We start from the raw sequence: 23,735 nt of genomic DNA, 5'->3' as shown, positions 1-23,735 counted from the left end.
TTTTTATGTTGGCGCTATGTTAGTGTTGTGGCCGTTATTTTGAGCATTACGCAAACCTTACAGGGGCGGGTGAGATCATGACTAACCTGGTAGAAGTGGAAGACTTCACGCTTCACAGTGAAGAGAAACGAACCAGCGCGTTCCAGCTTGAGGTGAAAACCTGGCTGGAGCGCCATCCTGACACGCAGTATGTCGATATCCTGTTAAATGATTTAAATGGTGTGTTCCGCGGCAAGCGCATTCCGGTCTCTGCGCTGCCTAAGCTGGAAAAAGGATGTTATTTCCCCGCCTCGGTGTTTGCGATGGATATCCTGGGCAACACGGTGGAAGAAGCGGGACTCGGCCAGTCACTGGGCGAACCTGATAATCTCTGCCTGCCCGTTTCCGGTACCTTAGTTCCCTCCGCGTCTGACCCTCAGCACATTGCGCAACTGCTGCTGACCATGTGTAACCAAGATGGCACTCCCTTTGACGTTGAACCCCGAAATGTCCTGAACCGGCTGTGGCAACAGCTGCGTAACCGCGGGCTGTTTCCGGTGGTAGCGGTAGAGCTGGAGTTCTATCTGGTGGACAAAAAGCGCGATGCGGAAGGCTTTATTCAGCCGCCGTGTTCGCCGGGCAGTGATGAACGCAATATGCAGAGCCAGGTCTATTCAGTCGATAATCTCGACCACTTTGCCGATGTCCTGCGCGATATCGACGACCTGGCGCGACTGCAGGGGATCCCGGCCGATGGTGCGCTGGCGGAAGCCTCGCCCGGACAGTTTGAGATCAACCTGCATCACACACGCGACGTTCTGCGCGCCTGCGACCATGCGGTTCAGCTTAAGCGCCTGATCCGTCAGGTGGCGGAGAACCACGGCATGACCGCCACCTTTATGGCCAAGCCCTATGAGGAGTATGCGGGCAGTGGGATGCATGTGCATATCAGTATGCTGGATGCGGCCGACCATAACGCCTTTGCCTGCGACGACGGCAGTGATTCCCCGCTGATGAAGCGTGCGCTGGCCGGAATGATTGACCTGATGCCCGCCTCGATGGCGCTGCTGGCACCCAACGTCAACGCCTACCGTCGCTTTGTGCCGGATGCCTATGTGCCGTTACAGGCGTCGTGGGGGCATAACAACCGGACCGTTGCGCTGCGGGTCCCCTGTGGCGATATCGACAATCATCGTATCGAGTACCGGGTTGCCGGGGCGGATGCGAACCCCTATCTGGTGGTCTCGGCCATTCTCGCCGGGATGCTGCACGGGCTGGATACCCAGCTGCCGTTGCCGCATCCGGTCACCGGCAACGGTCATCACGCCGAAGGGCTGGCGCTGCCGATCCGTCAGAGCGATGCCCTGTATGAGTTTGACAGCAGCTATCCTTTACAGAAGCTGCTGGGCGAACGTTTTGCCAGTGTCTGGCATAGCTGCAAGAACTATGAACTGATGCAGTTTGAGCGGCTGGTGACGGCAACAGAAATTGACTGGATGCTGAAAAACGCCTGATGCCCCTTTTATGTGCAAAGTGGCTTACTTTTTTTGCATAAGATGCCCCGATGGCTTGAATTTCTGCCACGGGTTAGGGCAGAATACGCGGCCTGCAAAATCAGATGATAACCGTCGCTCTCAGCGCCGGTTATTTTTTTTGCATCCAGTTTTAACAGAGCGTTTTTGCTGACTTAACCGAGGCCGGGCACGCACCCGGATAGATAAACACTGAAAACACGCACATGCGTGAGATTGAGGATTACAAAGATGGGGATGTTTTACACTCTGCCAGCCAATGCTGGCACGCGTTTTCGTGATGACTACGGTGCCGTGTCAACCACCAGCCTGACTCCCTGTCGCTTAATGCGCAGTTGCCCTGTGACCCAGCCCAGCCAGGTTGTCGCACATGGGGGACTGAAGCATGTCGCTTAATACCTCCGCCGCACCACAGCGTGCGCAACTCAAAAAAACACTTACGTTACTTCCGGTCGTCATGATGGGCTTAGCCTACATGCAGCCTATGACCCTGTTCGATACCTTTGGCATCGTTTCCGGGCTGACCGATGGTCACGTCGCCACCGCCTATGCTTTCGCGCTGATTGCGATTCTGTTCACTGCTGTGAGTTACGGTAAGCTGGTACGCCGCTTCCCCTCTGCGGGCTCCGCTTATACCTATGCTCAGAAGGCGATCAGTCCGCACGTCGGCTTTATGGTGGGCTGGTCATCCCTGCTGGACTACCTGTTCATGCCGATGATCAACATCCTGCTGGCGAAAAACTATTTCGAATCGCTGGTGCCGGGTATTCCGTCGTGGATTTTTGTGGTGCTGCTGGTGGGCTTTATGACGCTCTCCAACCTCAAGGGCATCAAAACCGTCGCCAACTTTAACAGCGTGATTGTGGTGTTGCAGGTCGTCGTCATGGTCGGGATCACCGGCATGGTGATCTACGGTGTGGCAAGCGGCGTAGGTTCCGGCACGCTGGTGAGCAGCCGTCCGTTCTGGTCTGAGAATGCCCATGTAGTGCCGATGATTACCGGTGCGACGATACTCTGCTTCTCGTTCCTCGGCTTTGATGGCATCAGCTCGCTGTCGGAAGAGACGAAAGATGCAGAACGCACCATCCCACGCGCCATTTTCCTGACGGCGCTGATTGGCGGTGTGATCTTTATTGCTGCATCCTATTTCCTGCAGCTCTATTTCCCGGACATCACCCGCTTCCAGCACCCGGACTCTTCACAGCCTGAAATCATGCTGTTTGTAGCCGGTAAAGCGTTGCAGGTCGGCATCCTGATCTTCTCGGTGGTCACGGTACTGGCATCCGGTATGGCGGCGCACGCTGGCGTATCGCGTCTGATGTATGTGATGGGTCGTGATGGCGTATTCCCGGAGCGTTTCTTCGGCTATATCCATCCGAAATGGCGTACCCCGTCGCTCAACGTCCTGCTGGTGGGAGCGATTGCCCTGATGGCGATCAACTTCGACCTGGTGACCGCCACGGCGCTGATTAACTTTGGTGCACTGGTCGCGTTTACCTTTGTCAACCTTTCAGTCATCGCGCAGTTCTGGATCCGTGAGAAGCGTAACCGCACGCTGAAAGATCACGTACAGTATCTGCTGCTGCCGCTGCTTGGCGCGCTGACCGTGGGTGCACTGTGGGTGAATCTGGAAGAGAGCTCCATGGAACTGGGCCTGATCTGGGCCGCCATCGGCGTGATCTATCTGGCCTTCGTGACCCGCAGCTTCCGTAATCCGGTGCCGCAGTTCAGCGAATAAGCCTCATCGCGTTGACGTTGCCGCCTTCCTGAAGCCGGGAAGGCGGCGACAGCGACATCAGCTTCCCGCCTCCTGCCACTCCGGCAGCAAACCTAACCCGCCAGCACCAGCTCCCAGCTTCCCGCACTTAACTGCGCCAGCGCCGCTTCGCCCAGTTTTTTGTCGGTCACCACCTGATCAAACGTCTCCATCGGCAGTGCCAGAAACGTCGCAATCCTGTTGTATTTCGAACTGTCACTCAGCAGCACCCGCTTGCTGCTGACGTCGCTGACCGCCTGCTTGACCATCACTTTATCTTCATCCGGCGTAAACAGGCCGCGTGGCCCCCAGCAGGAGGCGGAGATAAACGCAATATCAATGGCCAGATGCCGCAGGCTGCGCGCCGCCGACTCACCCACACAGGAGCGGTTTTCGCGACACACGCTTCCGCCCGTGTGAATCACCCGACACTGACTCGCCTCCATCAGCAGATTCGCCACCATAAAGTCGTTGGTCACCACCAGCAGATCATCGCGATCGACCAGCTCCCTCGCCAGAGCCAGGGTGGTGGTACCCGCATCCAGATAGATGCAGCTGTTACGGGGAATATGGCGTGCGGCGGTCCGGCCAATCGCACGTTTCTCATCATTGAACAGGGCGCTCTTTGTCAGATGTGAGGGTTCAGCCGCCAGACGATCCGCGGTACGCACGCCGCCGGAGACCGACAGCACGGCACCCTGTTCCTCCAGCTTCTGCACGTCGCGGCGGATGGTCATGTGTGACACCCCCAGCCGCTCCGTAAGCTCAGCAATACTGACTACGCCGCGATCGGCCACCAGCGCCAGAATCTGTTGATGACGTTCAACCGGAATCATATCTGCTCCCTGACAATTACCATTTTTTCACATTGTAAGGGATCTGCCGCCCAACCAGAACAGAAAATAACAGCCAGCGTCAGGCTCCACGTTACGGGAAGACCAGCCAGGCAGGCATGTTGCGGCGGACACAGCGATGTTAAAAATTGTTCCACTTCACATCGATGATGTTTTTTTGTGAGGCGAGACACGTTTTTACCGGCAGGAAGCTGGCAGGATTAACAGTAACAAACAAATAATCACTTAATTTAACAGAGGAGGCCTGTCGTGCCAGCTGAAAATATCTGTGTTATCGGGTTAGGCTCAATGGGTATGGGTGCCGCCCAATCCTGTCTGCGCGCCGGGCTGAATACCTGGGGCGTAGATCTTAATCCCGCCGCGCTGGAGAGCCTGCGCCAGGCCGGGGCGCGTGATGCGCAATCTTCAGCGTCCGCTTTTGCTGACCAGCTCGATGCCGTTTTGCTGCTGGTGGTCAACGCGCAGCAGGTCAACGCTATTCTGTTCGGCGAGGATGGCCTGGCACCAAAACTGCGCCCCGGCACGGCCGTGATGGTCTCCTCCACGCTCTCCGCCCGGGATGCGCAGCAGATCGAACAGCAGCTGGCGCACTACCAGTTGCTGATGCTGGATGCACCGGTTTCGGGTGGCGCAGCCAAAGCCGCCAGCGGCGAGATGACGGTGATGGCCTCCGGCAGTGACGCCGCCTTTGCAAAACTTCAGCCGGTGCTGGATGCGGTGGCGGCCAGGGTCTACTGCGTCGGCAGTGAGATTGGACTCGGCTCAACGGTGAAAATCATTCATCAGCTGCTGGCCGGGGTGCATATCGCGGTCGGCGCAGAAGCGATGGCGCTGGCGTCCCGCGCCGGTATCCCGCTGGAAACCATGTATGAAGTGGTCACCAATGCGGCGGGCAATTCGTGGATGTTTGAAAACCGCATGAAGCACGTCGTCGATGGCGACTACAGCCCAAAATCGGCTGTCGATATCTTCGTGAAAGATCTTAACCTGGTCGCCGATACTGCGAAGTCACTGCACTTCCCGCTGCCGCTGGCTTCTACCGCGCTCAACATGTTTACCGAAGCCAGCAACGCCGGGTATGGACGCGAAGATGACAGCGCGGTCATTAAAATCTTCAGCGGCATCACGCTGCCGCAGGCCGGGGAGAAAAAGTGATGCGTCTTGGTGTGATAGCAGACGACTTTACCGGAGCAACGGATATCGCCAGCTTCCTGGTACAGAACGGTCTCAGCACGATTCAGTTTAACGGCATTCCCGGCGGAGAAACGGTCACGGAGGCGCAGGCGATTGTGGTCAGCCTGAAGAGCCGTTCCTGCCCGCCGGAACAGGCTGTTGAGCAGTCGCTGGCCGCGCTGACATGGCTGCAGCAGCAGGGCTGCGAACGCTTCTACTTTAAATATTGCTCGACCTTCGACAGCACCGCGCATGGCAATATCGGTCCGGTGACCGACGCGCTGCTGAAGGCCCTGGGTGAGACGCAGACGGTGATCTGCCCGGCGCTGCCGGTGAACGGACGCACCGTCTATCAGGGCTATCTGTTTGTCGGTGACCAGCTGCTGTCGGAGTCAGGTATGCGGCACCATCCGGTGACGCCGATGCATGACAGCAACCTGCTGCGCGTGATGAGTGCGCAGGCCAGCGGCAAAGCGGGCCTGATTGCGGCCGCGCAGGTTGATCAGGGCGCCGCCTCGGTCCGTCAGGCGCTGGATCGGCTCGCGGAGCAGGGCGTGAACTACGTGGTCACGGACGCGCTGCATCAGGATCACCTGCTGACGTTAGGCGAGGCCGTGCGGGATCTGCGGCTGGTGACCGGTGGCTCCGGTCTGGCGATCGGTCTGGCGCGGCAGTGGGCGGGCGGACAAACAGATGCCTGCGCTGAGCAGGCGGGCCGTCCGCAGGGCGAGCGCGCCGTGGTGCTCTCCGGCTCCTGCTCACAGATGACTAACCGTCAGGTCGCCGCCTACCGCCAGCTGGCTCCAGCCTGTGAAGTAGAGATCGCACCCTGTCTGGACGATGCGGATGCCTATGCCCTCCGGCTTTGCGACTGGGTGGAAGCTAACCACCATCAGCCGCTGGCGCCACTGCTGTTTGCCACGGCGGATGCGCAGCAGTTACAGGCGATCCAGCAGCGCTATGGCGCCGCGCGCAGCAGCGAGGCTATTGAACAGCTGTTCGCTGCCGTTACCCGTGAGCTGAAAAGGCGGGGCTGGCAGCGCTTTATCGTGGCGGGCGGTGAAACCTCCGGCGTGGTGGCGCAGAGTCTGGGTGTGACGGCCTTTCACATCGGCCCGACGATCTCTCCCGGCGTGCCCTGGGTTCGCGACATTCATCAGCCGCTTTCACTGGCGCTGAAATCGGGCAATTTTGGCGACGAAGCGTTCTTCCGCCGGGCACAAACGGAGTTTACTTATGTCTGAATCAACCTCTTCTGCTGAGCAGCAGGCGCGCGACGAGATGGTGCGTCTGGGTGCCTCTTTCTTTCAGCGCGGCTATGCCACTGGCTCGGCGGGCAATCTGTCGATGTTGCTGGATGACGGCAATCTGCTGGCGACCCCGACCGGCTCCTGCCTGGGAGAGCTGCAGGGCGATCGGCTGTCAAAGGTGACGCCCGAAGGGGAGTGGCTTTCCGGCGATAAGCCCTCCAAAGAGATCGCGTTTCACCGCGCGCTCTATCTGAACAATCCCGACTGCCGGGCGGTGGTGCATCTGCACAGCCACTATCTGACGGCGCTCTCCTGTCTGGAGGGGCTGGATACCACAAACTGCATTCGTCCCTTTACCCCCTATGTGGTGATGCGGGTCGGCGACGTGCCGGTGGTGCCTTACTACAAGCCGGGCGATGAACGACTGGCGGCGGATCTGGCCGCGCTGGCGCCGCACTACCGCGCCTTCCTGCTGGCGAATCATGGTCCCGTGGTCGTGGGGAAATCCCTGCGGGAGGCGGCCGACAATACGGAAGAGCTGGAAGAGACGGCCCGTCTGATATTCACCCTGGGTGACCGTCCGATCCGTTATCTCAACGAAGCCGAAGTGGCTGAGCTAAGGAGCCGATAATGCCGAAGTTTGCTGCTAACCTCTCAACGCAGTTTACCGAGCTGCCCTTTGCTGAACGCTTCGCGGCGGCGGCAGAAGCCGGTTTTACGGCGGTTGAGTTCCTCTTCCCCTACGACTATCCTGCCACGCAGATCAGACAGTGGCTGGATGAGAACCAGCTGCAACTGGTGCTGTTCAACACCGCACCCGGTAACGTCGCGGCAGGAGAGTGGGGCGTGTCGGCCATCCCCGGACGGGAAGCGGACGCCAGGGCGGATATCGATCGTGCCCTGAGCTACGCGCTGGCGCTGAACTGTCCGCAGGTGCACATCATGGCCGCGACGGTACCGCCTGAAGCCGACCGTCAGCGTTACGTCGACACTTTTATCGCCAACATGCGCTATGCGTCTGAACGCTTTGCGCCGCACGGCATTCATCTGCTGATCGAGGCGCTTAATCCGGTCACCAAACCTGGCTATCTCTATGCCAGCCAGTATCAGACGCTGGAGATGGTCGATCAGATCGATCGGCCCAACGTCTTCACCCAGCTCGACCTGTTTCACGCACAGCGGGTGGATGGCAACCTCAGCCATCTGATTCGCCACTATGCCGGACGCTATCGCCATGTGCAGATCGCTTCGGCACCGGATCGCCATGAGCCGGATGAGGGCGAAATTAACTATCCCTGGCTTTTTGCGCTGCTGGATGAGGTCGGCTACACCGGCTGGGTAGGCTGCGAATATTTTCCGCGCACCACGACCACGGCGGGCCTGGGCTGGTTCGCCCCCTGGCGCACACGCCACTGATCACCCGCAGCGATGCCCCCCCGTTTGTCCGCCAGACGGGGTGAATCGCTGCAGCTTAATGACACCAGTGCTGAATTAAAAAACATAACTTACTGAAAATTATAATTAATCAGAGGTCTTCCGATGTCCACTACGCTGCTGTTATCCATCGCGCTGGTCAGCGTGATTCTGCTGTTGTTGCTGGTGATCAAAGCCAAAGTCCATCCCTTTATTGCCTTGCTGATTGCCAGTCTGTTTGTTGCCATCACCACCGGTATTCCGGCCGAAAACATCATGAAAGTGATTCTGGGCGGGATGGGAAGCCTGCTCGGCAGTATTGCCGCCATTATCGTGCTGGGCGCGATACTCGGCGCAATTATTGAAACATCGGGCGGTGCGGACCAGCTGGCGAATCGCTTCGCCCGGCTCTGCGGGCCACAGCGCATGGTCGCTGCGCTGACGACCGTTGCTTTCATCCTGGGGCTGCCGGTATTTTTTGACGTCGGATTTATCATCGTGGTGCCACTGATCTACGGTTTTACCAAAGTGATGCGCGTCTCGCCGCTGAAATTCGGCTTACCGATGGCGGGGATGATGCTGATGGTGCATGTGACGGTGCCGACCCATCCGGGCCCGGCAGCGGCAGCGGGCCTGCTGAATGCGGATCTTGGCTGGCTGATGATGACCGGTATCGCCCTGTCGATCCCCACGGGCATTGTCGGTTACTTCGTGGCGAAAGTGTTAAACCGCAAAAAATATCACCTCTCCGTTCAGGTGCTGGAGCAGCTGCAGCTGACGGAACCCTCCGGCCAGACGACGCCGGACAGCAACAAAGAGGCGCCAGGGGCGCTGCTGATTTCGGGCTTAATCGTTCTGCCGATCCTGCTGATTATGCTCGGGACCCTGCTGCCGCCGCATCTGACCCCAGGCAGCCTGCCGCTGCAGATCCTGACGCTTGTCGGATCACCGGCGGTCGCGCTGCTGATTACGCTGGCGCTCGCCGCCTGGCTGCTGGGACTGCGGCGCGGCTGGACGACCGAGAAGCTGGAGACGCTGTCGAACAACGCTATCTCTACTGCGGCGGGCGTGATTTTAGTCTCAGGAGCCGGGGGGGCGTTTGGCAAGGTGCTGGTGGAGTCGGGCGTCGGTAAAGCACTGGCGGGTTCCCTGCAGACTATTCATCTGCCCCTTATCCCGGCGGCGTTTATTCTCTCGCTGGCACTGCGCGCCTCGCAGGGCTCGGCCACGGTGGCGATTGTGACAACCTGTGGTCTGCTGAGCACGGCCGTAACGGGACTGGGCGAGATGCAACTGGTGCTGGTCGCGCTCTCCGCCTGCTTTGGTGCGCTGGGACTGTCTCACGTCAACGACTCCGGCTTCTGGGTCGTGACGCGCTATCTCGGGCTGTCGGTTGCTGACGGGCTGCGCAGCTGGACGGTACTGACGACATTGATGGGATTGTGCGGTTTTGCGCTGACCTGGGGGGTGTGGACGCTGCTGTAGGTCACGCCATTTCAGCAAGAGACAGTCTGACCCGGCGCAGGTGTCCGGGTCAGTGTGTTTCAGGCGGTCAGGAAACCAGCTCCTGAGCATAAAGATAGAGCGCCTTCAGCTGCCCCAGTTTCTCAGCATCCGCTTCATGCAGGTTAGCCAGCCCCTCCAGCTCCTGCATAAAGGCCTGCACCCGATCGCTGTTAAGCACTTCGCGGCGGTGCTGCAACCAGCGCTGCTGTTCAGCATCATCCAGCGTGCCGGGGAAGTTACGCGCGCGATAGCGGAACAGCAGTTTCGCCACCCGGGCGCTCTCAAAACTCAGATCCAGCGCAGGCAGGTTAGCCGGGGCGGTCTGCCGGATGATGTTCATCCCGGCGCGATCGGCATCACTGAAGAAACCATCATAAAGCTGGGTGTCCACGTCATCTGACGGCGTAAAAGGTTCGGCTTCGGCAAACAGCGTAACCAGTTTTTCCCGCACTTCGGGCTGCTGACGCAGCAGGGCCAGATTATCCAGGCAGTGCTGACGATCGATACCCAGCCGGGCCGCATCCTCCGGCCGCAGCGTACTGGCAGGGGCCAGCACCGGGCACTTGTTGATGTGCACCAGTTTCACCGGCACCGCAGGCAGATCGCCGAGGTCATTTTTCGGGGTGTAAAGGCGCTCGCGCAGCGTGTCGGCATCCAGTTGCAGCAGCGGCGACATATCGCCCGCCAGGTCGACCACGATCAACGCATTGCGGTTATCGGGATGCCAGGCCAGCGGCACAATCCAGCTGGTGTTGCCGCGCGCCGCGCCGAACATGCCGGAGACGTGAACCAGCGGTTTCATCTGCGGAATATCGATCAGGTTCATCAGCTTGTTTTTGTTTCGATGAGTAAACAGAAACGAAAACAGCTTTGGCTGCTTCTCTTTAACCAGCTTCGCCATCGCCAGCGTGGCATAGACATCGGACATCGCATCGTGCGCATTTTCATGCGCCACACCGTTGGCTTTGGTCAGATGTTCCAGCCGGAAGCTGGGAAAACCCTCCTCGTTTTCCGGCCAGTTGATGCCTTCCGGACGCAGTGCGTAGCAGGCACGCATAACGTCGAGCAGATCCCAGCGTGAGTTGCCGTTTTGCCAGCTCCAGCCATAGGGATCGAAGAAGTTGCGATAGAAGAGATTACGCGTTACTTCGTCATCGAAACGGACATTGTTGTAGCCCACCACACAGGTCTGCCCGGTGGTGAACAGGGTATGAATACGCTCAGCAAATTCTGCTTCACTGACGCCGCGGCTCATCGCTACCTGCGGCGTAATGCCGGTGATCATGACCGCTTCCGGCTGGGGCAGGTAGTCATCAGGCGGACGGCAGTAGAAGACCTCGGGTTCGCCCACCGGATTGAACTCGCTGTCGGTGCGGAGGCCGGCAAACTGGGCGGGCCGATCCCGCGAGGGGCTGGTGCCAAAGGTTTCATAATCGTGGAAGAGGAAAGTAGGCTGTATTGGCTCGTCTTTCACTGTCTTGAAGTATCCATTATTAATTGTCTATCCCCTTGTTTTGACTGTTTAATGTCAGGAAAAAAATAGCCATTCTTTATGATTTGTACAAGGCTGCGTGTTGCTGTATTTGTTAGTCCATGTCACATTAAGTACATGATGAGTACATAAATGCATGTTTCGATGAGTACAAAATATTATTATGGCTATCAGCGACACTAAGCTCCGCTCCATACATGGTAAACCATATTCAGGCGCACCGGAAATCACCGATTCAGATGGACTGGGTGTAAGGGTCACGCCTCGTGGGATTATCAACTTCCAGTATCGATACAGATGGCAGGGAAAACAGCACCGTATCGGCATCGGCAAATATCCAGCCATTTCGCTGCATGAAGCCAGAAACAAAGTAGCTGAGCTGCGCCTGAGCCTGGATAAGGGGATCGACCCTAAAGCGGCTGCTTCTCATGGCAGAGCTACTGCCAAACCTACCGTGGCAGATTGCCTGGCATACTGGAAGAAGACCTATGTCGATGTCAGCCTCAGAGAGAAAACTCAGGCGCTTTACAAATCTACCGTCATTAAGCACATGACCAATGTGTTCCCCGGCGTTCCTGCAGAAGAAATACCCGTTAGAAGCTGGGTCGATCTGTTCACAGAAGAGGAGAAAATAAATCAGCGGCGTGCTCGTGAGCTGCTGGTTCAACTGCGATCAGCTATCAACTGGTGCATAAGGCGTCAGTATTTACCTGAATGCAGCATTATGAAAATAAGCCCCAAAGATGTTGGCGTTAAGGCCGCAGTTGGCGAAACAGTGCTGAGTTACAACCAGCTGGCAAAAGTCTGGCTGGCTATAGAACGCAGCCGGGCATCGACTTCAAACAAGCTGCTTCATCAAATGCTCATGCTATATGGCGCGCGAAATAGCGAACTACGCCTAGCAGTTAAAGGCGAGTTTGATCGAGAGGAGGATTTGTGGCTTGTGCCCGCTGAAAAAAGCAAAATGCGAAAAATTATTCGCAGACCTATTTTTCCGGCTATTGAGCCTCTTCTTGATAAGGCCATCATGACATACGGAGATGTGCTTTTTCCTGGGCCCGATCTGAAAGCCCCGATGTCAATATCTGGCGCAAATCGCTTTCTTGGTAGAATCAAAGATGTTGCTGGAGTTGGTGATTTCACTGCGCATGATTTTCGCAGGACTTTAGCAACCAGACTTTCTGAAGAGGGAGTGGCCCCGCATGTTATCGAAAAGATGCTGGGCCATGAACTTGGGGGGGTGCTTGCAATATACAACAAGCATGACTGGATAGCAGAGCAGAGGGCGGCTTATCAGCTTTACGCGGATAAAATTCTCTCTCACGTTAAGATGATCTCTGGTTAACTCCACCGTTTAAAATCCAATTTTCTACCTCGGCTTGCAGAAACTGTTTGGGATGAGTTCTTACAGGCCGGGGAAAATTGAACTGCTTTGTGTATTTATAAATTGTCATGCGTGATGAAACTTTCAATTTTTCCATCACATCTTTTTCCGAGATCATTTCTATATTAGCCATTCTATTTTCTCCACACATTCCTGCTGCATCAGGTTTATAAGCCGTGACATGTCACAGCGTGTTGATATTCAATTTCAGTTCGTGCCAGCCGCTGGTGGCCCAGCACGCTGCTTCACCCTGGCAAGGGCATGACTGCACCGGCAGTTGCTCTTTGCACTTCCCGCACTGCAGATGGGCCAGTGTCTTAAGCTGCTGCTCCAGCTCAGCGGCATCCTTTCGGATCAACAGCGCTATGTACTCGTTCAGCTCATACGGTTCACGACCGGGGCGGCGTGCGGCGCAGTTATGCGCCAGCATCTCCAGTTCCTGACTATCCAGCGCCAGCTCCAGCTTTTTACCACCGGCAGCGGACTGTCTGGCACGCTGCGCGGCTTTGCGTTCGGCGGGGGATTTAGGCATTTGTCACCGCCGCTTTAACGGCTTGCCACACAATTTCAAGTATCGATGACCAGGCCAGATATGTATGAATGCCCGCCACAAATCCAAACCCAACAACCATGGCATACAGTAAAGCGTTGCACTTAGACATCACTTCACCTCCACGCGCTTAAACTCAATGACCCACACCCACGGGTTAGCCTGCCAGCTTTCCTCGCCGTAGATTGATGCCCATAGCGTTGGAAAATGGTCTGATGGGTTTACGGCAAAGTCTGGTTCCCCGCCGCCGCGACCGTACCAGCAACCCTCAGACTTAGCATCAGAGTCACTTATATCCTGCAACCTCTCCACACGAACGCCGGTAATCTCCAGCGTAATGCGGGAAGCCCAGCGCGGCATGTGGATTGATGGTGTCCAGTTATACGATGACTGTTTATTGCATTTATTAATTGGCACGGTGCGGGTTGATTCGGTGAAGCTGTTGCGCTCACGGGCCTTATACATCAGTCGCGCGACATCAGTTGCGCGCCCCATTACTCGGAAAGCCTCACGCACCCACAGGCGATCACCTGCTGCACCGAACGGACACTTAGCTAGAAACTGCTCATGCTTATAGTCCTGCCACACGCCGCTACGATCACGCATTGAGAACACATAGTCCTGATACCATTGGTCACCAGGAGCACGATAGGAAATGCACTCATGACCGCGAGCCTGCATATTTTTGGCCGGTGACTGGATGATCCGGCGCGTTTGCGTCTTTCTGCCGTCGAGAACTGCACGAACCATGTCGGCGTTAAAGATGATTGGGAGGTCACGCATGGCGAACCGCCTTTTCATCCATTGACCAAGCAGTAGCGAGAGCTTGGGTTACCTGGTAGAAATCATGTTTGACAACGGCTTCAGAAAAGGTCCCGTCAGAGTTGACCGTTTCAATTTTTGTGTAATTGCCACCATGAACCTGATCAGGGCTGAATTGCGTTACCGCATTGGTTTCGATGATGGTAGAGCCATCAAGCGTCATCATTTTCAGCTTCATCACTCACCATCCTTACCAGCATTGCCGGCACGGGTCAGCAGGGATAAAGCAGTATTAATTCGGGTTTCAGTGCCTGCATTTGGCTCTAATTGCTGCACTCGACGCGCATCTTCAAGCAATAAAGCGACTGCATCTTTCAGTCCCACACTCTCCAACGCCAGTTGGTCGCGCTGTTTACCTGCTTCAGCAGCAGCTGCCAGCGCGACATCGAGCTGAGTGGCCAGCTCACTGACCATCTTCGCCATATCCAGTAATGAGGTTTCCGATCCGATGTTTTTGGCGAACTGGTGGCCGGCAGCGACGACTTCTTTATTCGATTTGAAGTGATGCATGTCATTGCCCTCAGTGGATGGTGATGGTTCTATTAAGGCGCTCAGCTTCGTTCTGCGCCTTAATGGGATTAGTGATTACTGAGCCGTCAGGCATGACCCATCCGTTGAGGATATAGCTGTAGGGCAGGGTGATGATGCCGACCTTGATGTGGTCTTTACTCGTTTTCATTCATACGCTCCCGTTTTGCTTGGTCGAACTCACTACCCAAGATTTCGATAGCGCCAGCTGAGGCTTTTGGCGTGGCTGAGGTTTCCACATAGATCGCATCACCATGACGAAAATAAGTAATGCCGGTAAAAAGTAGGGTTCCCCAATCGAGTCCAAGCAGGGGATAGAAAACAGCTTTATCTACAAACATTTTTGGACGCTGCGCGTTCCAGGCATCAGATAAAGCCTTGTGCTCATCAGATTTACCGGCTGGAGCTTTACTCTTAGGCCAGCACGCAAAACCTGTTCTGCTGGTAGGCTTCGTCCAGATTTCAGATGAGGCGTAGATGGGCCCAGCGAACTTAACGCCAGCGAATGACTCACGGACGCCATCCGAGGTGAATACCGCTTTGCCGCCGAATAGAGCAGCGAAAGACTCACCCGCGCCACGAAGCTCCTGAGCGTCAGCCTGCAGCTTGTCCCAGCCTGCTAATGCTTCTGCGCTCGTGAATTTAAAAAAGCTCATAAACCTGTCTCCACACACGATTTTTGGTCGCATGAATCCCTTGCCAGTGACGGCAATAAAAAACATTTGGGATTCGTTTAAGTAGGCTGGTGAGCTACTGCAATAACCCACAGCCCGATTACTCCACACATTTGAAATGTTGCTGCGATGCCGGGTGCCCCCCGGTGCTCTGGTCAGACTGACAGACTCCAGAGCGGAGACTCTCAGACTGTATGCAGTTTTGTCAGTCTTCCGCGTGCACTTGCCGCATTTACCACAACGAAAAGGACACTTACTCCACGTCTCTAAAGCGTTCGAAAACACCCGCTTTGCAAATGCCCTTATCGTTGTGAAAAAGGGCGGTTAAACAAACCCTGATGAGTAACCGCCAACACAGCAATTCCGTACTCTTAAAACGCTGGACCGCGAACTACGTTTTTAACCTCACAAACCACGCTTACTACAACTGCATCACCACAACAGATCACATCAGCATCAGGGAAGAGGCGCAGAAAAGTAATCAGGTCCCGGACCGTTGTATTCGCCATGTTCTCAATCATTTTCACAGCACTGTCCCCACACCACTGAAACTTGTTTAGCGAATCATCCCCATCTTCTTACGCCTCGGGCGGCTACTTCGTGGGCGTCCTGCCTGTTAGCTTTTAATGAGTTCATTATTGCCGTAAGTGATAAATCAGTCAACACCGCTAGAGATATTATATTTCTGGCGGTGTTTATGTTGTTGATTGGACTGAAATTAAAAAATTTTTGAACGCAAAGCGATCTATCTGGACGTGTGTTAATACTTTTTTGAGTGCTTTTTGAGTATTTGTGTTACAGCCAGGCATCTAGGGAGCTCTGTGCCGAAATGTGCAGAGTTATCGGTGACGCGGTGTTCACGCTTAACGATTACGGGATTGAGTCGAAGCAGGTAGTTATAGCAGCTGCACCTATAACGGCTTTGGCCGTGTGTTGAAAAAATCCACGGCCTCAAAGACTGGATTACGAAATGCAGATATAGGAGATATTCTTGGGAATATAATGATGAAGAGGCCCACTCAGTGGTAGGCTATGTTAATCATGATTAATTATCTAACTTGATATAAAGAAATTATTAATTCATTTTGTCTTTATCTGTTGCTGGTGTATTGTCTAAAAAATTCAACGGAAACTGATCAGATAAGGGTATAGGCATCATTTCTTCTATAGACTTTACTTCGATTCCTACCTCTCTGCCTTTCTTCATTACTTCACCATCACAGCTCCAAATTTCATTGATACCATTGGCTTTTGCGATAGATATTATCTGTCTGTCGAATCTTATTTTGTTAGCTGTTTGATTCGAATCAATTTGCTTTGCAAATTGCTTGAATTCATGGAGAGAGGGTAGCAATGAGCACTCAATAGCAGCTAACTCCTCAAATGAAATTATTTCAAAACAATTCATGCTTGATATTTGAGCGATTTGTGAGTGCTTGTTTTTTTCACCATCTATCCCCAAGAGATACTCAGCTAGTACAGGAGTAGGAATTACTATCGTCCCTCCACTTCGCTCAATATGATCTAGTAAGGCCCTTGCCCGAAGTTCTAAGTTTTCAACAGGCGTAAAGCCGTCTTCACCAAGGAGGTTTGCGCGTGGGGAGTTTTTTTTCATCAATGCAATTAGGATGTTGGTGTCTACTATTATTTTTTTCAACTGAAACTCCTGTTTTTCAGTATGAGCTCACCCTGATTTTCAACTTCATCCCATTTGTTAGCAGGATCACTGGATAAGCGCTCAAGTCCTTCTGATAATTTCGTATCTTCCAGTTCAACAAATTTTTCAATTTTTAAGTTTTTAAGCTTCCATACGCCGTCTCGTTTTTCATGTTGAGAATCGCCGTAGACTCTAATTTTTTTAAAGAGATACTTAGCTAGTCTCACTGCATCTGGCTTGGTTGCGGTGCAGATCAGAATTTCACCACCATTCCCTCTGAGTCTTACAGAGACAGAATCTTTGTTCTTTTCAACTATATGATAAAGTTCGCCTTGGATTTTTGTATTTTTCTTCGTGACAGTTATAGGCTTTTCATCGGTCGAAGCTCTAACTGAGCTTAGGAGGCTATCATTCGCATAAATTTCAGCGGAGAAATTATCTTTTGAAATCCGCTTGGCTAATTTGCTAATTTCTAAGTTTTCAAGTACATTTGCACATATAACATTATGAGCTGCAGCGTTTGTTGTATAAGTGTTAATCTCAACGCAGCCTTCAGTAACAGACTCGAATCTAACGTCTTTTTCCTCCCCGTAAAGCGCAGCGAGATCGGCTAGATAGCCAGCCAGCTTATTCATTGGAATTTCGCTTGGGCTAGTGCCGTTGATTACTAGTTTTAAACTAAGTAATTCGCTCATAAGAGAAACCTGTAAAATCCATGTTCTGACTCATCACTATAAAACATGTGCCACCTTTGTAAATGACACAGAGCACTATCTCTGCGATTTACTCGAACGTTTCTTCTGGCCACTGAGCCTTAACAACCTTGCCGATGATGCGACAGCTGTGGTCACAGTCCAGAATTCTATAAGCAGGATTGAGCGGCACCAGATAGCTAACGCCTGCGTCCTTCTCATACTTTTTGAAAGTCACTTCTGAATCAGCGTTAGCTGACGCCACACAGAAGTCACCAGTCTCAACATGCTCTGCCGGGTCTATAAGGATCAACATACCTTCCGGGAAGCTTGGACGAACGCCCTGCGGTGCGGTCATTGAGTGACCCTTGACTTCAAGCCAGAACGCTTTATCGCTGGCCTTCTTCGTTGTAGGTACCCATGCTTTAGCATCTCTGGAAGTAAAACTACCTACCTCAGAAAAATCACCAGCCTGGACATAAGTGAACAGCGGATATTCATAGTGATTCGACCTAATGCTTTCTTCACCTATCGACTGATACATTTCGGCGATCTCAGCAGCGATCCTAGGACTGAACTCCCCAACACTCACCTTCAAAAATCTGGCTAAAGCAGAGGCATTGCTGGGATTTAAGGCGTTCACACCATTGAGCAAAGATGCCACAGCTGATTGACCTACGCCCAAAGCGTCCGCCACTGACTCTTGGGAAATTCCCAATTCAACTTTTTTGCGCTCGTAGATTGATTTCAGTCTCTGCGCGTCTTCGATTTGCTCGTTAGTGAGCGGCTTTTTCTTTGCATTCATACGTGAAATTTATCACCGCACGGAATAAATAACTAACACCGCGAGTGTTGACTATTTTACCTCTGGCGGTGATAATTAAGCCTGTCCATTAGGAGATGATTATGAGCCAGAGAATAAAACTCAAAGATTATGTAGAGCAGTTTGGCCAGACAAAAGCAGCAACCGACTTAGGCGTTTACCAGAGCGCGATTTTTAAAGCGATTTCTCTCAAGCGTGACATCACAGTAATCCTTCATGAGGACGGGAAAATTACAGCGGAAGAAGTGAAGCCCTTCCCTGCAAATCGTAAGTGTGATCACAAGTCTATATCGACGGCTTTCTAATTTTAACCACAGGCAAGAGGGCTTAACCGTGGATCAGAAGCACTGGCAAGTAGAAAAGCAACCGGCCTGGCTGGTGGCAGCAATCAAGAAGACGATTTCGAGTCTTCCTGGAGGTTATGCAGAAGCTGCTGAATGGCTGGGTGTAACCGAGGATGCACTGTTTAACCGTCTGCGTACCAATGGCGATCAGATTTTCCCAATGGGCTGGGCGATGGTCCTGCAGCAGGCAAGCGGCACCAAGCACATCGCTAACGCGGTCTCCCGTCAGTCAAACAGCGTCAACGTCCCGCTGGTGGACATTGAGGATGTGGATAACGCGGACATCAATCAGCGCCTTATGGAGTCTGTCGAGTGGATTGGTAAGCATTCTGCCTACATCCGCAAAGCAACCGCTGACGGTGTGATTGATGCGGCTGAACGTGAGCAGATTGAAGAGAACAGCTATCAGGTAATGGCGAAGTGGCAGGAGCATCTGACGCTGCTATATCGCGTTTTCTGTGCTCCAGAAAAGGTGAACGCCGCTGGATTGCAGTCCGCGGCGTTCGATGCGACTAAATCAACGTGTGTGGAGAACTAATCGCGTGATCAATTTAACCAGAAAATCAGGATTACCGCAATTCCGTTGCCTTCCCTCAGCTGGTGGCCGCTTCAGCAGTGAGCCGCTGCGGTATGTACTCAATGTACCGGGCGTCAGCGAAGAAGTTAACCACGGCTTTGTTAAGTGGGCTGTGGGTGATGCTAACCAGCGAATGAAGGCGACCAAATGCGAGAGCTCGATCGAATCTTCCGAGATAAGCGCGGTATCCCTGTGCGTGTCATCCGCTGGGAGCCAGAGAACGACCGGGTTATCTACCTGCGTGACAACTATGAACATGGCGAGTGCTTCAGCTCTCTCGAACGGTTCAGGCAATATTTCAGAGAGGTTGGGGTAAATCATGAGCGTTAAATTATCTGCATTCGTCTGGGACGGCTGCGCATCTTCTGGCATGAAGATCACGATGGTTGCCATCATGGCCCGCCTGGCTGACTTCTCAAGCGACGAGGGCGTTTGCTGGCCTTCAATCGCTACTATTGCCCGTCAGATAGGAGCTGGCCCGAGCACCGTTCGTACTTCGATCCGTAAGCTGGAAAGCGAAGGCTGGCTGACCAGCACGTCACGCCGCAAAGGTAACCGCAATAACTCCAATATGTATCAGCTGAACATCAAGAAGCTTCGCGAAGCGGCGGCCTCTCACCTGACAGAATCTGAGGCGTCAGAATCTGACACATCAAAATATGACGCATCAAAATCTGACGCACCGAATTTTGACGCATCAAATTTTCACCCGTCAGAATCCGGCAAAAATAAGAGTTTTGACCCGCCAGAATCTGGCGACGATCCGTCAGTAAATTCAAAACATGATCCATCAGATAAAAAACCCTTTTGTCAGGTTGCGTCGCAACCAGACGATGAGAGGTCAGTTGTTAATCGCTCCCGTCAGGTTTTACGTCACCTGAACAAAGTCACCGGCGCTAAGCACACTGAGGCTCAGTCGTCGATGGGTCACATAAAATCCCGACTGAAAGATAAGTTCACGGTGGAGGAACTTTGCCTGGTGGTGGATTACAAGCATGCCCATTGGGAAGGTACCGAGGAATACCAGTACATGCGCCCCAAAACGCTTTTTATTCCGGGCAATCTTCCTGGTTACCTCCAGTCAGCCACTAAGTGGGATAAAGCCGGTCGTCCGCCGCGTTCTGAGTGGAGCGCCCTGAAGCGCAATATGCAGCGGGATATCACAGTGATACCGCAACCTGACAGCTCAGTGCCTCACGGCTTTCGAGGGTAACGGGAGATAAATCATGATCAATTACGAATCCAAAATTCTTGAACTGATTACCCGCAATGGCCCGCTTAAGGTCCGCGAACTGTGCAAGCTAACCGACCTGAATGAGACATCGGTCAAACGCTTCATCAAACCACTGTTCACCAAAGGGCTGCTAAAGCGTGCCAGCGACTGGAGCTACTCGATCAACACTGACCCGTTACCGGTCGAGAGCGAGAAATACAGCCGCATGGCGCGGCAAGCCGCCGAACTGGAAAGCAAAGAGTTCTGGCTACGTGCAGCACGGGTGTGGCGTGAAGCGATGCTGGTGGCAAAGTTCGATGCATCACGTAACGCAGCCAAAGAGTCATGCGATCGCTGCGCGGTGAAGGGATCACTGAATTGTGGCAGCTACGGCGGCCTGGACACCGGGCGCATCATTTCAGCAAGTGTTAACAGGGATTTGCTATGAGAGCGCACCTGAAGAGCCACTACCAACGCAATGAGATTTTCTGCCTGGCCATCCGTGACGCAGCCGTGATGATTGCCGCCCTGATTATTGTCCTGACACTGGAGCTGACCACAGCATGAGTACTTTAGCGCGCATTTACGACGATAAGAAAAACAGCGACACCGATATCACCACCCGCAAAACATACCTGCTGGGCGTTGATGAGCTGTATGTCGAAACTAATTACAACATCCGTGATATCGATCAGACCCATGTCGAGGAATTCCGTGACGCCTTTATCGCTGGTGAGCATGTGCCTCCGCTGGCTGTTAAGGTCACGGAGAAGGGCATTAAGATCATCGACGGCCATCACCGCTATTACGGTGCGAAGCTGGCGCAGGACGCTGGCTATACGCTGCGCCTTGAGTGCAAGGACTTCGTGGGTAGTGAGGCTGACAGTGTGGCTTTCATGGTCACCAGCAGTCAGGGCCGCGCTCTGTTGCCGCTTGAACGTGCAGCAGCCTATCAGCGCCTGGTTAATCAGGGCTTAGAGCCCGCGGAGATTGCCGCCAAGGTGAAACGTTCGATCACCGACGTTGAACAGCACCTGCAGCTGCTGACCGTTGGCGAACCGCTGATTGAGATGGTGAAGTCAGGCGAAGTGGCTGCAACCACAGCAGTAGCCCTGCAGCGTGAGCATGGCGTGAAAGCCTCTTCGGTTGCGCAGCAGCAGATGGAAAAGGCTAAAGCCGCTGGCAAAAAGAAGCTGACCCGCTCAGCAGCCATCGTATCACCGGCAAAACTGCGTGAAAAAATCCGGGCAGAGCATGCGGTGTGGTCACAGGAAACTTTCGGCGATGTTGGTCCGGTTGGACCCCTGAAGCACCTGGCAAAAGAGGCGATGGAAGCAGCCGAAGCACCAGACGACCTGTCGGAATGGGCTGACCTTCAGTTTCTGCTGTGGGATGCCATGCGCCGCGCCGGTATCAGCGAAGAAGAGCTTAACGCTGCTATGGAGCTGAAGCTCAGCGTCAACAAGGCACGCAACTGGCCGGAACCCAAAAACGGTGAGCCGCGTGAGCACCTGAAAGCTGATGGCGCGGGCGCTGCTGAGTCTGATAAAGATTATGGCGATGACCTGCCATTGCTGAAGCAGGATATTCTCGAACAGAGCGGCGTTGAAGTGTGGGCCTGCGTCCAGGCCGCTTTCAAGATGAAAAACGAATATACCTACGCTGAGTCAAAATTCGCACATACCTGGGCGGCAGACTCAGTTGAGCATCCGGAGCACATCGTTGTGCCACCGGACACCATTGAGAGAGCTGTGAATCTCATTCAACAGCGACAGGACGAACTGGCCGTCAAGCACTGGCTGACCGAGCAGCTCAATGATGAGGAAATGGTGTCTGAGCATCTGCTGCGGTTCACAGGAGCGCTGTCTGATTTGCGCCAGAGCCAGCCCTGCACCGTGGATGAGTTTACCGCGCTGGTGGCGCAGACAGACCGCAGCTGCTGGTCGAATTACAGATTATTGCGTCAGGCTATCAGCGATATTGCTTATCAGTTTTAGTTTCAGCGTTTCTAAAGGCCGCAGTCATCTCCATTTTAAATTGCATTAAGGTGAATATAATATAGAGAAGCACCAAGGAGCTTCTCTGATATTGCCTTGCTAATTCTTAATCTTATGTAGCATGGTGAATTATGTACATTGGAATTAAAATACCTTATGACATAGCTGAAATGCTTAAAATTTAAATTTATAAGTTCGATTTTGTGCAAAATAGTACGGCCATGTTTTTTGGTCTAGTTTCAGGTCCTAAATCACCATCTTTTGATTTTCCTTCGTCAGTTTCAATTAATGTAGAGTCCTTTTTGTTTGGGTCTGCGCCAGTCCCACTATTTGACTGTCCATCGTGGAATCCGGATTTATAATTATGAGTATGCTTTTTAAGCATATCTTCTTGAATCGAACCAGGGGTTCTCTTGCCTGATGGGTCTATATTATTTGACCCGGAGCTATCTATACCTCTGAGGAATCGACCCTGAGCATTTACAACAGGAGTCCATCCTGTCGGACAATTATCTGACATAAAACCAACTACACTTCCTTTTTGTAAGTTAATCATGTCCATTTCTAATGCTTTAAGACGACTACCGAATTCTTTGAGGGTGTCTAAAGGATACCCATTTTTGTCATATGCTTGCCAGTTAAGCGTGAGAGGCTGGATTGTTGCCGAGTCAGTTCTTATAATTTTGACATATGCTTTTTGTGTTTGATCTGTTCTATTACACTCAATATAAGATGTTGAACCTGTTGGTATGATTTTTTCAACTCCGGGTGTATTATTCCAGTGGCAAGAAACACCAGTAGATGCAGAGTAGGAAACAGAGGCGTTTTTCACACTAGAATCAGATGATACAAAACCTACAGACATTGAGAACTGCGCAGGGAGAACGCTATCGACATTGAACTGCATATCTTTTTTTATGGTTGTGCATTGCTTATATGCTTCATACGCACCCGGAGCAATAATTTGAACATATTGTTTATAGGCATCTCTACTCTTGGAATAGTTGTCAGACGCAGAACAATATTTGCTGGCAACCTCTGTGACTGTTACATTGGAACTTCCAAAACTTGCTGCAAGGAACTTGTAACTTGCACCAAAGTTAGAATCATTAGATATGCTGGTTCCTTGACTGTATGCATGGCAAAAATAATTTGCATTTTGTTCAACCGCATCTTTATCGTAAGTGGTTTCGCTGACAATTCGTGATAAGGAAATAATGCTTTCACAGTCGTCCGCACTTGCGCTTGCACACATTAACCAAGGTATAATTACAGTTAGTTTATGCATATTTATTTCCTTCAATCACTAGTTATAGTATATTCAGTATATAGTTTGGTGAATTGATATGAAGAACACTTCATCTCTTCTTCATAGTAGCCAAGAGGAGTGTATTCAACGAAGTGAACCTCACGAAGAAATATAGCGAGTGCAATGAATTATTGTGATGCGCATGTCACATTTTTTTATTAAGCACACAGCATAAAAACTGTAATATTGTAACATTCGTTAAGGCATGGA

At 52.9% G+C, this 23,735-nt stretch carries 29 protein-coding genes; 16 read left to right on the top strand and 13 right to left on the bottom strand.

All coding sequences use genetic code 11. The annotated features are described in order from the left end of the window. The first annotated feature begins 77 nt into the window (after positions 1–77). Positions 78–1,493 (top strand): glutamine synthetase family protein, encoded by a 1,416-nt coding sequence (locus ACNY69_RS05130; RefSeq protein ID WP_367395615.1) that lies wholly within the window; start codon positions 78–80, stop codon positions 1,491–1,493. Between the two features lie 403 nt (positions 1,494–1,896). Continuing rightward, on the top strand, positions 1,897–3,249 hold the full coding sequence (locus ACNY69_RS05125; protein WP_111141489.1) for an APC family permease: 1,353 nt from the start codon (positions 1,897–1,899) through the stop codon (positions 3,247–3,249). 92 nt (positions 3,250–3,341) lie between these two features. Here ACNY69_RS05125 and ygbI read toward each other — a convergent pair whose 3' ends face one another. Further along, a complete protein-coding gene (gene ygbI, locus ACNY69_RS05120; RefSeq protein ID WP_111141487.1) occupies positions 3,342–4,103 on the bottom strand; it encodes a DNA-binding transcriptional repressor YgbI in 762 nt (253 codons plus the stop codon). 267 nt (positions 4,104–4,370) lie between these two features. On the opposite strand from ygbI, the gene ltnD reads away from it, so the two are divergent. The 5 genes from ltnD to ACNY69_RS05095 all read left to right on the top strand — a co-directional run bounded on the left by ltnD (position 4,371) and on the right by ACNY69_RS05095 (position 9,442). Continuing rightward, positions 4,371–5,276 (top strand): L-threonate dehydrogenase, encoded by a 906-nt coding sequence (gene ltnD, locus ACNY69_RS05115; RefSeq protein WP_111141485.1) that lies wholly within the window; start codon positions 4,371–4,373, stop codon positions 5,274–5,276. Then, on the top strand, positions 5,276–6,538 hold the full coding sequence (gene otnK, locus ACNY69_RS05110; RefSeq protein WP_418797785.1) for a 3-oxo-tetronate kinase: 1,263 nt from the start codon (positions 5,276–5,278) through the stop codon (positions 6,536–6,538). Before ltnD ends, otnK begins: the two co-directional genes overlap by 1 nt. Next, entirely contained in the window at positions 6,531–7,175 is a 645-nt protein-coding gene (gene otnC, locus ACNY69_RS05105) for a 3-oxo-tetronate 4-phosphate decarboxylase (protein WP_111141483.1), read from the top strand. The genes otnK and otnC overlap by 8 nt, the downstream gene beginning before the upstream one ends. Further along, the gene (locus tag ACNY69_RS05100) at positions 7,175–7,960 is read left to right on the top strand and encodes an HPr family phosphocarrier protein (protein WP_111141482.1); all 786 of its coding nucleotides are present in this window, start codon (positions 7,175–7,177) and stop codon (positions 7,958–7,960) included. Before otnC ends, ACNY69_RS05100 begins: the two co-directional genes overlap by 1 nt. A 123-nt stretch (positions 7,961–8,083) precedes the next feature. Then, positions 8,084–9,442, top strand: a complete 1,359-nt coding sequence (locus ACNY69_RS05095; RefSeq protein ID WP_111141481.1) for a GntP family transporter — start codon at positions 8,084–8,086, stop codon at positions 9,440–9,442. Between the two features lie 67 nt (positions 9,443–9,509). Here ACNY69_RS05095 and sbcB read toward each other — a convergent pair whose 3' ends face one another. Then, the gene (sbcB, locus tag ACNY69_RS05090; protein ID WP_418797512.1) at positions 9,510–10,937 is read right to left on the bottom strand and encodes an exodeoxyribonuclease I; all 1,428 of its coding nucleotides are present in this window, start codon (positions 10,935–10,937) and stop codon (positions 9,510–9,512) included. 181 nt (positions 10,938–11,118) lie between these two features. On the opposite strand from sbcB, the gene ACNY69_RS05085 reads away from it, so the two are divergent. Beyond that, positions 11,119–12,300: a tyrosine-type recombinase/integrase gene (locus ACNY69_RS05085; RefSeq protein ID WP_418797510.1), complete on the top strand. Its 1,182-nt coding sequence runs from the start codon at positions 11,119–11,121 to the stop codon at positions 12,298–12,300. On the opposite strand, the gene ACNY69_RS05080 is transcribed toward ACNY69_RS05085, so the two are convergent. The 7 genes from ACNY69_RS05080 to ACNY69_RS05050 all read right to left on the bottom strand — a co-directional run bounded on the left by ACNY69_RS05080 (position 12,281) and on the right by ACNY69_RS05050 (position 14,961). After that, complete coding sequence (locus ACNY69_RS05080; RefSeq protein WP_140029008.1) at positions 12,281–12,472, bottom strand: helix-turn-helix transcriptional regulator; 192 nt, start codon at positions 12,470–12,472, stop codon at positions 12,281–12,283. The genes ACNY69_RS05085 and ACNY69_RS05080 overlap by 20 nt on opposite strands. Positions 12,473–12,523: 51 nt before the next feature. After that, a complete protein-coding gene (locus tag ACNY69_RS05075; protein WP_418797509.1) occupies positions 12,524–12,871 on the bottom strand; it encodes a hypothetical protein in 348 nt (115 codons plus the stop codon). Between the two features lie 129 nt (positions 12,872–13,000). Then, entirely contained in the window at positions 13,001–13,672 is a 672-nt protein-coding gene (locus tag ACNY69_RS05070) for a hypothetical protein (RefSeq protein WP_418797508.1), read from the bottom strand. Further along, positions 13,665–13,889 (bottom strand): hypothetical protein, encoded by a 225-nt coding sequence (locus tag ACNY69_RS05065; RefSeq protein ID WP_418797783.1) that lies wholly within the window; start codon positions 13,887–13,889, stop codon positions 13,665–13,667. Before ACNY69_RS05065 ends, ACNY69_RS05070 begins: the two co-directional genes overlap by 8 nt. Next, positions 13,889–14,221 carry a hypothetical protein gene (locus tag ACNY69_RS05060; RefSeq protein ID WP_418797507.1) on the bottom strand — a complete coding sequence of 111 codons (333 nt, stop codon included), beginning with the start codon at positions 14,219–14,221 and terminating at the stop codon, positions 13,889–13,891. Before ACNY69_RS05060 ends, ACNY69_RS05065 begins: the two co-directional genes overlap by 1 nt. A 10-nt stretch (positions 14,222–14,231) precedes the next feature. After that, the gene (locus ACNY69_RS05055; RefSeq protein ID WP_418797505.1) at positions 14,232–14,390 is read right to left on the bottom strand and encodes a DUF1317 family protein; all 159 of its coding nucleotides are present in this window, start codon (positions 14,388–14,390) and stop codon (positions 14,232–14,234) included. Next, positions 14,377–14,961: a hypothetical protein gene (locus ACNY69_RS05050; protein ID WP_418797503.1), complete on the bottom strand. Its 585-nt coding sequence runs from the start codon at positions 14,959–14,961 to the stop codon at positions 14,377–14,379. The genes ACNY69_RS05055 and ACNY69_RS05050 overlap by 14 nt, the downstream gene beginning before the upstream one ends. 727 nt (positions 14,962–15,688) lie before the next feature. Here ACNY69_RS05050 and ACNY69_RS05045 point away from each other — a divergent pair. Further along, on the top strand, positions 15,689–15,850 hold the full coding sequence (locus ACNY69_RS05045; RefSeq protein ID WP_418797502.1) for a DUF2767 family protein: 162 nt from the start codon (positions 15,689–15,691) through the stop codon (positions 15,848–15,850). Between the two features lie 138 nt (positions 15,851–15,988). Here ACNY69_RS05045 and ACNY69_RS05040 read toward each other — a convergent pair whose 3' ends face one another. The 3 genes from ACNY69_RS05040 to ACNY69_RS05030 form a co-directional block, all read right to left on the bottom strand. Then, positions 15,989–16,570 (bottom strand): type II toxin-antitoxin system VapC family toxin, encoded by a 582-nt coding sequence (locus ACNY69_RS05040; protein WP_418797501.1) that lies wholly within the window; start codon positions 16,568–16,570, stop codon positions 15,989–15,991. Next, entirely contained in the window at positions 16,567–17,265 is a 699-nt protein-coding gene (locus tag ACNY69_RS05035) for a hypothetical protein (RefSeq protein WP_418797500.1), read from the bottom strand. The genes ACNY69_RS05040 and ACNY69_RS05035 overlap by 4 nt, the downstream gene beginning before the upstream one ends. An 88-nt stretch (positions 17,266–17,353) precedes the next feature. Further along, complete coding sequence (locus ACNY69_RS05030) at positions 17,354–18,067, bottom strand: LexA family protein (protein ID WP_418797498.1); 714 nt, start codon at positions 18,065–18,067, stop codon at positions 17,354–17,356. A 101-nt stretch (positions 18,068–18,168) separates the two neighbouring features. Here ACNY69_RS05030 and ACNY69_RS05025 point away from each other — a divergent pair, with 101 nt between their 5' ends. The 7 genes from ACNY69_RS05025 (at position 18,169) to ACNY69_RS04995 (ending at position 22,216) form a co-directional block, all read left to right on the top strand. After that, complete coding sequence (locus ACNY69_RS05025) at positions 18,169–18,390, top strand: Cro/CI family transcriptional regulator (RefSeq protein ID WP_418797496.1); 222 nt, start codon at positions 18,169–18,171, stop codon at positions 18,388–18,390. Positions 18,391–18,418: 28 nt separating this feature from the next. Beyond that, positions 18,419–18,967 (top strand): YmfL family putative regulatory protein, encoded by a 549-nt coding sequence (locus tag ACNY69_RS05020; protein WP_010246575.1) that lies wholly within the window; start codon positions 18,419–18,421, stop codon positions 18,965–18,967. 186 nt (positions 18,968–19,153) lie between these two features. Further along, entirely contained in the window at positions 19,154–19,336 is a 183-nt protein-coding gene (locus ACNY69_RS05015; protein ID WP_111533613.1) for a DUF4222 domain-containing protein, read from the top strand. Further along, on the top strand, positions 19,326–20,219 hold the full coding sequence (locus ACNY69_RS05010; RefSeq protein ID WP_418797493.1) for a conserved phage C-terminal domain-containing protein: 894 nt from the start codon (positions 19,326–19,328) through the stop codon (positions 20,217–20,219). Before ACNY69_RS05015 ends, ACNY69_RS05010 begins: the two co-directional genes overlap by 11 nt. Positions 20,220–20,232: 13 nt before the next feature. Beyond that, entirely contained in the window at positions 20,233–20,667 is a 435-nt protein-coding gene (locus tag ACNY69_RS05005) for a winged helix-turn-helix transcriptional regulator (protein ID WP_418797492.1), read from the top strand. Continuing rightward, on the top strand, positions 20,664–20,786 hold the full coding sequence (locus tag ACNY69_RS05000) for a hypothetical protein (RefSeq protein WP_418797491.1): 123 nt from the start codon (positions 20,664–20,666) through the stop codon (positions 20,784–20,786). Before ACNY69_RS05005 ends, ACNY69_RS05000 begins: the two co-directional genes overlap by 4 nt. Further along, positions 20,783–22,216 (top strand): dATP/dGTP pyrophosphohydrolase domain-containing protein, encoded by a 1,434-nt coding sequence (locus tag ACNY69_RS04995; protein ID WP_418797490.1) that lies wholly within the window; start codon positions 20,783–20,785, stop codon positions 22,214–22,216. Before ACNY69_RS05000 ends, ACNY69_RS04995 begins: the two co-directional genes overlap by 4 nt. 187 nt (positions 22,217–22,403) lie before the next feature. On the opposite strand, the gene ACNY69_RS04990 is transcribed toward ACNY69_RS04995, so the two are convergent. Continuing rightward, complete coding sequence (locus ACNY69_RS04990; RefSeq protein ID WP_418797489.1) at positions 22,404–23,504, bottom strand: hypothetical protein; 1,101 nt, start codon at positions 23,502–23,504, stop codon at positions 22,404–22,406. Between the last annotated feature and the right edge of the window lie 231 nt (positions 23,505–23,735).

Origin of the sequence: Pantoea graminicola (assembly GCF_048452665.1) — a bacterium.
Taxonomy (GTDB): Bacteria; Pseudomonadota; Gammaproteobacteria; order Enterobacterales; family Enterobacteriaceae; genus Pantoea.
Note: the sequence above shows the minus strand (reverse complement) of the source record. Positions and strands in the feature narration are given on the sequence as shown.